The following is a 10,000-nucleotide window of genomic DNA, read 5'->3' as shown; positions in this document are numbered from 1 at the left end:
TTTAGCCATTTTTAAGGTATTAAACCATGAAAGTTTATATATCTTTGCATAAATTTTTGATACTATGTCAACAGAAGAAAAATCATTGAATTTTATAGAACAAATCATTGAAGAAGATTTAAAAAATGGTTTGTCAGCAGATAAATTACGTTTTCGTTTTCCACCAGAGCCAAATGGGTATTTGCATGTAGGTCACGCGAGTGCTATTTGTTTAAATTTTGGTTTAGGAATCGATTACAATGCTCCAGTTAACCTTCGTTTCGACGATACTAATCCATCAAAAGAAGAGCAAGAATACGTTGATGCTATTAAGCGCGATGTAGAATGGTTGGGCTACAAATGGGACAAAGAATGTTATGCTTCGGATTATTTTCAACAATTGTATGATTGGGCAGTGGAATTAATCAAAAAAGATAAAGCGTATGTAGATAGCCAAACTTCGGAAGAAATGGCGCAACAAAAAGGTACGCCAACTACTCCTGGAACCGATTCTCCTTACAGAAATCGCTCTATCGAAGAGAATTTAGACTTATTTACACGAATGAAAAACGGAGAATTCGAAAAAGGAACTCACGTTTTACGTGCTAAAATTTCGATGGGCGCTAACAATATGTTGATGCGTGATCCAATCATTTATCGTATTATGCACGCACATCACCACAGAACAGGAAACGATTGGTGTATTTATCCAATGTACGACTGGGCACATGGTGAAAGTGATTATTTAGAGCAAATTTCGCATTCTTTTTGTACGTTAGAATTCTTACCTCACCGTGAATTATATGATTGGTTTTTGAATCAAATTTATGATGAAACTAAAGTGCGTCCAAAACAAAGAGAATTTGCGCGTAGAAATTTATCGCATACTGTAGTTTCGAAACGTAAATTATTGCAATTAGTTGAAGAAAAGCACGTTACAGGTTGGGATGACCCAAGAATGTCAACGATCTCTGGTATGAGAAGACGCGGTTATACGCCAGCTTCAATCCGAAATTTTGCTAAAACTATCGGAATTGCAAAACGTGATAATTTGATTGATGTTTCGCTTTTAGAATTCTGTGTTCGTGAAGATTTAAACAAAATTGCACCACGTGTAATGGCGGTTTTAGATCCTGTGAAATTAGTAATTACCAATTATCCAGAAGGTCAAGAAGAATGGTTAGAAGCCGAAAATAATCCGGAAGAAGAAGTAATGACGTACAGAAAAGTCCCATTTTCTAAAGAATTATATATCGAAAGAGAAGATTTTCAAGAAGAAGCACACAAGAAATTTTTCCGTTTGACATTAGGAACTGAAGTTCGTTTGAAAAACGCCTATATCATTAAAGGTGAATCAGTTGTAAAAGACGAAAACGGAAATATTACTGAAATTCACGCTACTTACGACGTAGATTCTAAATCAGGAAGTGGAACAGAAGCGAGTCAAAGAAAAGTAAAAGGAACGATTCATTGGGTTTCCATTCCTCATGCAAAAGAAGCAGAAGTTCGAATTTATGATAGATTATTCACCAATGAAAGTCCGGATAAAGACAAAGAAGTTGATTTTAAAGAATTTATCAATCCAAATTCATTAAAAGTAATTAAAGGATATGTAGAACCAAGTTTGGTAACCTCAAAAGAGTTAGATCATTTTCAATTCCAACGTTTAGGATATTTCTGTGTGGATAGAGATTCAACAGCTGAAAAATTAGTTTTCAACAAAACAGTTGGTTTGAGAGATACTTGGGCAAAAATTTCAGAACAATAAAAATTTTGATTTTGTCATGCTGAATTTATTTCAGCATCTAAAATTTCAAACGTGTCAGATTTCAAAAACCTGACACGTTTTTCTTTTATATTATAATCTTATATTAAAAATTTAAAAATCATCAGTATAAATTATTATTAGTAAAATCTATCAAAAATTATTTTTTAATAATTAAAAACTTAAAAAAGTAACTTTCATAAATTAATTGTAAGAAAAAAACTTTTTTAGCTAAAGTGTTTTTACATCTTTACTAGTGAAAGTGTCTAAAATCGCTTTATTTTAATTTTTACCTAAAATTGAGATAATTTTTCTTTGATTTTTACTTCTTGGAGCTACTTTTAAAAAATTATCACTGAAATTGTAAATTTCTAACATCTGGTTATAAAAAAACCACCAATTAAAAATTGATGGTTTTGATTTTTGTCATGCTGAATTTATTTCAGCATCTCAATTATACTTCTTCCGAATTTTCAATTCCGAAACTTTCGTTTGAAGCATCTTTCTTATTTACCTTTTTGGTTTTGTGTGCATTTTTCATGGCTTCACCCACTTGGTTACTTGCTGTAAAACTTGCTACCATATTGTTCAACATATCGCTACCTGCTTGTGGTGAATTTGGTAATAAAATTAAATTACTGTTTGCATCAGCACCAATTGCTTGTAATGTATCGTAATGTTGTGTTACTACAATTAAAGCGGAAGCTTCTTGAGAATTGATTCCCACTTTGTTCAACACATCTACTGATTCTACTAAACCACGAGCAATTTCTCTTCTTTGGTCAGCAATACCTTGACCTTGAAGTCTTTTACTTTCTGCTTCTGCTTTTGCTTTAGCAACAATTCTGATTCTTCCTGCTTCTGCTTCATATTCTGCAGCTGTTTTTTCACGGTCAGCCGCGTTGATACGGTTCATCGCATTTTTAACTTGAATATCTGGATCAATATCAGTAATTAACGTATTGATGATGTCGTAACCATAAGTTGTCATCGCTTCGTTTAACTCACGTTTTACTGCTACTGCGATATCATCTTTACGCTCGAAAACGTCGTCTAATTTTAATTTTGGAACTTCAGCACGCACCACGTCAAATACATAAGACGTAATTTGATCGTGAGGATATTCTAATTTATAAAACGCTTCGTATGCTTTTTCTTGTAACACTTTGAACTGTACCGAAACTTTCATTTTAACGAATACGTTATCTTTCGTTTTGGTTTCGATGATAACATCTAATTGTTGAATTCTTAAATTAACTCTTCCAGCAATTCTATCCACAACCGGAATTTTTAAATGTAAACCTGAATTTCTCAAGCTAAGAAATTTTCCAAAACGTTCCACAACAACTACAGTTTGCTGTTTCACAGTAAAGAAAGAAGAAAAAAGTACAATTAATCCAATGAAAATAATTGGAAACATGATAAACTCCATAATTTTATAGTTTTAGTTATAATCATTATACGCTTTTTAAAGTAAAAAGTTACAAAAAACCAATTTTTAAGTTTACTTTTGGCGCTTAAATTTTTACAAATGAAGAAATTAGCTTTCATATTCCTTATGATTTCAACAGTTGCAATTGCGCAACGTGGTAACAAAGACAGTAATCGAATTGGAATAGGTGGGGGTTTAACCCAATTAAATATTTTTACCGATAATTTTACCGTAACACCAGAAAGTGGATGGATCGGAGGTTTAAGTGTTAGAGGAAATTATTACAACAATTGGCAAATGAGTTTTGGTATGTTTTTTACCGATAGTAATTTTTCGATTCCTACTCAAAAAGGATTTATCCAAACTCAAACAAGTTTCAAAATGTCAGCGGTTCAAATTTATATTGTTCCTAGTTATGTTGCCATTGAAGACCATTTGAATTTAGAATTTGGTCCCGTTTTACAAGTAAATGGAAAATTAGGAGTTAATAAAAACGACGAAAACAATTTATTATTAGACCAACCAGGTTTAATTGCCAAAGACATTCTAGATGTTTCAAAATTTAATGCAAACATTTATGTTGGGATTAACGGCGGAATTAAAAACGTTAGAGCAAGAATTGGCTATCAATATGGTTTAACTAATTTCTTTGGAAACCTAAAAAACAACGACAACGTTAAGTTACTTGGCGAAAAAATGAAAGGAAATATTGGTTTGATTAGTGGTCAGATTACAATATATTTGTAAAATACTTACAAAAAAATAAAAATTGAAAGCTCAAATATTTTATATTTGAGCTTTCTTGTTTAAAAAACAAATTCTTATTTATGAAGAGATTATCTTTTTTTATCTTATTTTTTACTTTTCATTTAATGAATGCTCAGGAAAGAACAGGTTTTTATTTTTTAGCAGGAACAAATAGTTCTTCATTGTCTACAGATGCTGTTGTTGCAAAAAGCAGTGGTTTAGGTTATCAAATAGGTTTTGGTGCTGTAATGGGTTACAGTGAACGTTTTAGCACTCAACTAGAAGTATTATATATGAACAATCCAATTGAGTTACAAAATGTAAACGGTAACAAAGACCTTTATAATTTCGGAGGATATCAAGTAAATACTTATTTAACTTATAATTTATCATCTCCTGAAGAAGATAAACTTTACTTTGGTCCAATAGTTGGGTTTTTAATTAATTTAGGAAAAATAAGTTCAAAAGATGATACTTATGATACAACTCCAAGTTATTTTCCAAGCGGGACTTCAAAAGATGAATTATTAACCAATAGTAATGGATTAACAGTTGGGGTGAGTTTTGGATTAAATGCTACATACAACAAATTTAAAGCTCGCGTAAGCTATAATTACGGTTTGAGTAATCATTTCAAAGATGTTAAGTCTGCTGGAGAAATTGGAGAATTTGGTTTTGTTGAAGGCGAAAGTGTTGGAGACGCAAAAATGAGCTCAATTTCATTAACATTATCATATAAATTTGGAAGATATTAATTATTTTATTTAAACAACATGAGAAAATTTGCAACACTATTATTAATTGCTTCTTTTAATCTTAATTCATTTTCCCAAGAAGTAATTTTAGACACTAAGCTTGATAAGCTTAATTCAAGTATAAGATATACATTTAATTCTGAAAATGAATTATTCATAATGAATTCTAACAAAAAAACAGGAGAATCACCTATTTTTAATTATTTAAGAAAATTTGAAAGTGGAACTTTTAAAGATATTCTTAAAGATGAGGAATTTATTCATTTTTTTCCAATTCCTAAGAAAAATGATTTTATGATTGTTAATGGTAAACTATTAAGTAAGCTTAACTATAAATTTTATCTAGATGCTAAACAACCAATTGTTAAAGAAGTAAAAGTCGGCGAATTTTTGAATTTTTATAAAGATTTTGATATGTATAAACTTAATGATTGTGATATTGAGTTTAAATTATCAGATAAATATATTTATGAAATTGTAAGCAAAGACGATAAAAATTATAAATCAAATAATAAAATTGAAAAAGAAGATTTATATTTATTAAAGTTTGATATAAATACATCTAAAACTTCTAAAGTCAAAATTGATAAACCAAATATGACAAGATTAAAAAACGATTCACTTTTTAATCATAAAGTAATAGCTTACTTACCTGAAATGATTAATAATGATTCTTTTCAGATTATTACTAAATCTGTTGAAAAAGAAGGAAAATCGAGTGTTTTTTATAGATCTATTTATGATATGGCTGGTAAAATAATCCAAGAGAAAAGTTATACAATAGAACCTATTTATGGCGCATTTCATTATTTATATAATAAATTCACTAGTAGAAATAGGCTAAATAGCAAAAATGAATCAACAACTATTGAACCGGCATATGATTTAGATATAAATAGCCATTTTTTAGACAAAGTAACTGGTGATTTTTACATTTTTGGAGGTACTCAAAATAAAAATAATCCTCTTGGTTTTTATGTTTATAAATTTAATAAAGAGGATAAATTGGTTTGGAAAAAATACTATAAAGTTGATGATCCAAAAGGTTTTGGAGAAAGAAATAATAGTTATTGGACAACCTATAGTTTAAACACAATTGATTTTTCTAATGAAGAATTGATTTTTGTAGCTAAAGGACCTGTTAATTATAATGATGCTAATTCTCATGTATTCAAAATAAATAAAAATAACGGAGACGTTAATACTTATAAAAAAATAAGTAGCACAACTAAATCTAGTCTTGGTGGAACTTCCTTGAGTAGATATTCTTTATTTGACAATTTTATTTTATCAGATAAAAAATATGCGAATTTAGAATTACTAATCGCACAAGAATTATACCCAGAAATTAAAAAGTTTGTTTCTTCAATTTCAGATAAAAAGGGAGAAGATAAAAAACATATTCATGCAAAAATCACAAAAAATGGAATTTTTGTTTTTGAAACAGATAATGAATCTTACTACAAAATTGTAAAATTTTAAACATAAAAAAACCCTCTGAATTTCAGAGGGTTTCTTTTTATAAACTAGCAATTGCTTTTTCTATTCTTTTTACCGTTTCGGCTTTTCCTATCATTTCGATGATGTCAAATAAATGTGGGCCTTTTAGTGCGCCTACTAAACTCAATCGTAACGGTTGCATTACTTTCCCCATTCCAATTTCGTTAGCTGTCATCCATTCTTTTAATAAGGTTTCGATGTTAGCAGAAGTAAAATCTTCTATCTTTTCTAATTCAGAAATCACTTGTTGCATTAAAGTTGGCGTTTCTTCTTTCCAGTTTTTAGCTGCTTTTTCATCGTAGGAAGTTGGAGCTTCAAAGAAATAATCGGCTAAATCCCAAAACTCATTCACAAAATGCGCTCTTTCTTTAATCAAAGAAACCACTTTTACCAAATCAAGAGAAGTTGAGATTCCTTTTTTATCTAAAATAGTTTTAAAGCTTTCCGCTAAACTTGTATCACTTTGCTTTTGTAAATACTGATGATTGAACCATTTGTTTTTCTCAGGGTCAAACTTTGCTCCTGCTTTGTGAATTCGGTTTAAATCAAATTTTTCCACCAATTCTTCTAATGAGAAAATCTCTTGTTCGGTTCCGTCATTCCAACCTAATAAAGCTAAAAAGTTGATAACTGCTTCAGGGAAAAATCCGTTTTCTCTGTAACCAGATGAAATTCCTTCTTCTGTTTTCCATTCCAAAGGAAATACTGGGAATCCCATTTTATCACCATCACGTTTTGATAATTTTCCGTTTCCAATTGGTTTTAAAATCAAGGGTAAATGCGCAAATTCAGGTGCGTTCCATCCAAAGGCTTTGTATAATAAATGATGTAAAGGCAAACTTGGCAACCATTCTTCACCACGAATTACATGCGAAGTTTCCATCAAATGGTCATCCACAATATTCGCTAAATGGTACGTTGGCATACCATCCGACTTGAACAATACTTTATCGTCTAATAAATTCGTATCAAATTTAATGTCGCCACGAATAATGTCTTTCAATTCTAAAATTTCATTCACAGGTGTTTTAAATCGGATAACATATTGTTCGCCAGCTGCAATTCGTTCTGCTACTTTTTCACGTGAAACCGTCAATGAGTTATCTAATTGTTCTCTTACCGAATGATTGTAAATAAACGTTTTACCGTTTGCTTCCGCTTCTTTTCGCATCGCATCTAAACTTTCAGCCGTATCAAAAGCATAATACGCCCAACCTGAATTAATCAGTTGGTCTGCATATTGTTGGTACATCGCTTTTCGTTCGCTTTGACGGTAAGGTCCAAATTTTTCATTCTTTCCTACGGTTTCATCTGGTGCAATTCCTAACCATTCTAAAGCTTCAAAAATGTAAGCTTCTGCTCCAGGAACAAAACGCGTTTGATCGGTATCTTCAATTCGTAAATAGAAAGTACCACCATGTTTTTTAGCAAATAAATAATTGAATAAAGCGGTACGAACACCACCAATATGCAAAGGCCCGGTTGGACTTGGTGCAAATCTTACTCTTACTGACATTTCATTAAATTTTGTGCAAAGATAATTAGAAGTTAGAAGTTAGAAGTTGGAAGTTTGAAAAACTTATCTTTTTAATCCATTTAATAGTATTTTTTACCACATAGAAACATAGATTTTTCTTTTAAGTTTTACATATCCTTGTCGGATGCACATAGTATTTCTATGATTTCTATTGTTAGTGTAACGCCTTTTCCCATATTTTATTAACTATGTTTCTATGTGGTTTTTAATTTTGAACATTTTTAAAGTGTTAAGTTTCACTAAAAACCTATTGACAATTCTAGGAAGATGTTGTATTTTTATCAGTTATAAACAGTATATCAACAATTTTGGAAGCAAAAAGCATTATTTTCGATAAGCTTGAAGGGTTTATCAAGAAGTTTTACAACAACGAACTGATAAAAGGAGTCATTCTTTTCATCGGGTTGGGCTTGTTGTATTTCATTTTTACCTTATTGATTGAATACTTTTTATGGTTATCAACCTTCGGAAGAACTATTTTGTTTTGGTTGTTCGTTGGTGTAGAATCGTTTTTATTGATTCGATTCATAGCTTTTCCGTTGTTTAAATTATTCAAATTACAACAAGGAATCAATTACGAACAAGCGTCAGAAATCATTGGTAATCACTTTTCAGAAGTACAAGACAAGTTGTTGAACTTTTTACAATTGGCCAATCAAAGTCAAACATCTGAATTATTAGCAGCTTCGATCGAACAAAAAGCTGCTTCTTTACAACCGATTCCGTTTTCAAACGCAGTGAACTTTGCTAAGAACAAAAAGTTTTTGCCTTATGCGATTGTTCCAATTCTATTATTGATTTTGTTTTTCGTAACCGGAAATTCTGAAGTTATCTCAAATAGTTTTACTCGAGTTGTGAATTATGAAACGAAATTCGCTCCACCAGCTCCGTTTGAATTTGTGGTGTTGAATAAATCGTTAACAGCGCAACAGAATTCCGATTTTGTACTTCAAGTGAAAACACAAGGAAAAGTATTGCCTGAAAATGTGGCGATTCAAATTGGTGATGAAGAATATTTTTTACAAAGCACAAAACCTGGAGTTTTTGAATATACATTTTCAAAAGTATCAAAAGATGTTACTTTCTCGCTTTTAGCGAATGGATTAAATTCGAAAGAGTATCAGATTAATGTGGTGGATGTACCAACGATTGCCAATTTTGAAATGGTGTTGCAATATCCTTCTTATTTAGGAAAAAAATCGGAAGTGATTCAAGGAACTGGAAATGCAGTCGTTCCAGAAGGAACAGTTGTGAATTGGAGAATTAACGCTTTGGCAACCGATAAAGTTAGTTTCAAATCAAACAATCAAGTGAGTGTTTTCGCTAATAAAGAAAATATCTTTTCGCTTTCAAGAAGAATATCGGATAATTTGAGTTACGAAGTAATTACATCGAATAGAAACATCAACGAGTTCGAAAAATTGTCGTATCAAATCGCAACTATCAAAGATCAATACCCAACAATTTCAGTTCAAATTGCTCCTGATTCATTAAAGTTAAAATCCAAAATTATGATTGGTCAAGTTGCCGATGATCATGGTTTATCGAAGTTGCAAGTTGTTTTTTATCCAAAAGGAAACCCTTCTGCAACTCGAAAAGCGAATTTAGCGATTAACAAACAAGCAGTGGATCAATTTATTTATTCATTTCCTAATGGTTTATCGATTGAAGAAGGTGTAAATTACGAATATTACTTTGAAGTATTTGATAATGATGTAGTTAATAATTATAAAAGCACAAAATCATCTGTTTTTCTTCATTATGAATTGACTGAAGACCAAAAGGAAGACAAACAGTTGCAAGAGCAGAATGAAAACATCAATAGTTTAGAAAAATCGCTACAGAATCAAGAGAAGCAGTTATCGGAATTAGACAAACTGCAAAAAATGAATAAAGAGAAATCTAATTTAGATTTCAAAGATCAGAAGAAAGTGGAAGACTTTATCAATCGTCAAAAACAACAAGACGAAATGATGAAAGAATTCACTAAAAAGTTAACTGATAATTTGGAAGAATTCAATCCGAAATCACAAGATAAAGACAAAGAAGAATTATTACGTCGTTTAGAAGAAGCCGAAAAACAAGCTGAGAAAAACGAAAAATTATTGAAAGAGTTAGAAGAACTTTCTAAGAAATTAGAGAAAGATAAATTGTTTGATAAAGCCGATAAGTTAAAACAAAACGCTAAAAATCAACAACAAAATTTAGAGCAATTAGTTGAATTAACGAAGCGTTTTTATGTAGAACAAAAAGCGGAACAAATTGCTGACAAATTAGACAAGTTA

Annotated in this window: 6 protein-coding genes and 1 pseudogene; 5 read left to right on the top strand and 2 right to left on the bottom strand. The window is 30.7% G+C overall.

Annotated elements, in window-relative coordinates:
* Positions 1-64 precede the first annotated feature (64 nt).
* Positions 65-1,747 (top strand): glutamine--tRNA ligase/YqeY domain fusion protein, encoded by a 1,683-nt coding sequence (locus LDL23_RS01875; RefSeq protein ID WP_291264191.1) that lies wholly within the window; start codon positions 65-67, stop codon positions 1,745-1,747.
* 451 nt (positions 1,748-2,198) lie between these two features.
* Here the strand turns inward: LDL23_RS01875 and LDL23_RS01870 are convergent, their stop codons facing one another.
* On the bottom strand, positions 2,199-3,176 hold the full coding sequence (locus LDL23_RS01870) for an SPFH domain-containing protein (RefSeq protein WP_291264190.1): 978 nt from the start codon (positions 3,174-3,176) through the stop codon (positions 2,199-2,201).
* Positions 3,177-3,275: 99 nt separating this feature from the next.
* On the opposite strand from LDL23_RS01870, the gene LDL23_RS01865 reads away from it, so the two are divergent.
* From LDL23_RS01865 to LDL23_RS01855, 3 genes are all read left to right on the top strand, one after another.
* On the top strand, positions 3,276-3,923 hold the full coding sequence (locus LDL23_RS01865; RefSeq protein ID WP_291264189.1) for a PorT family protein: 648 nt from the start codon (positions 3,276-3,278) through the stop codon (positions 3,921-3,923).
* 80 nt (positions 3,924-4,003) lie between these two features.
* Positions 4,004-4,678 (top strand): hypothetical protein, encoded by a 675-nt coding sequence (locus LDL23_RS01860; protein WP_291264188.1) that lies wholly within the window; start codon positions 4,004-4,006, stop codon positions 4,676-4,678.
* Positions 4,679-4,696: 18 nt separating this feature from the next.
* Positions 4,697-6,160, top strand: coding sequence for a hypothetical protein (locus LDL23_RS01855; protein ID WP_291264187.1), 1,464 nt, complete (start codon positions 4,697-4,699; stop codon positions 6,158-6,160).
* Between the two features lie 37 nt (positions 6,161-6,197).
* Here LDL23_RS01855 and gltX read toward each other — a convergent pair whose 3' ends face one another.
* Positions 6,198-7,694 (bottom strand): glutamate--tRNA ligase, encoded by a 1,497-nt coding sequence (gene gltX / locus LDL23_RS01850; RefSeq protein ID WP_291264186.1) that lies wholly within the window; start codon positions 7,692-7,694, stop codon positions 6,198-6,200.
* Between the two features lie 329 nt (positions 7,695-8,023).
* Between gltX and LDL23_RS01845 the strand changes: the two are divergent.
* Positions 8,024-10,000 (top strand): annotated as a pseudogene (locus tag LDL23_RS01845) (hypothetical protein); the annotation flags it as partial.

This window comes from Flavobacterium sp. (assembly GCF_020217025.1).
Classification (GTDB): Bacteria; Bacteroidota; Bacteroidia; order Flavobacteriales; family Flavobacteriaceae; genus Flavobacterium.
Note: the sequence above shows the minus strand (reverse complement) of the source record. Positions and strands in the feature narration are given on the sequence as shown.

Bases quoted from the DNA above. Each gene is read 5' to 3' on its own strand.
- LDL23_RS01875 (WP_291264191.1), top strand. From the start codon at position 65: ATGTCAACAGAAGAAAAATCATTGAATTTTATAGAACAAATCATTGAA.
- LDL23_RS01870 (WP_291264190.1), bottom strand. From the start codon at position 3,176: ATGGAGTTTATCATGTTTCCAATTATTTTCATTGGATTAATTGTACTT.
- LDL23_RS01865 (WP_291264189.1), top strand. From the start codon at position 3,276: ATGAAGAAATTAGCTTTCATATTCCTTATGATTTCAACAGTTGCAATT.
- LDL23_RS01860 (WP_291264188.1), top strand. From the start codon at position 4,004: ATGAAGAGATTATCTTTTTTTATCTTATTTTTTACTTTTCATTTAATG.
- LDL23_RS01855 (WP_291264187.1), top strand. From the start codon at position 4,697: ATGAGAAAATTTGCAACACTATTATTAATTGCTTCTTTTAATCTTAAT.
- gltX (WP_291264186.1), bottom strand. From the start codon at position 7,694: ATGTCAGTAAGAGTAAGATTTGCACCAAGTCCAACCGGGCCTTTGCAT.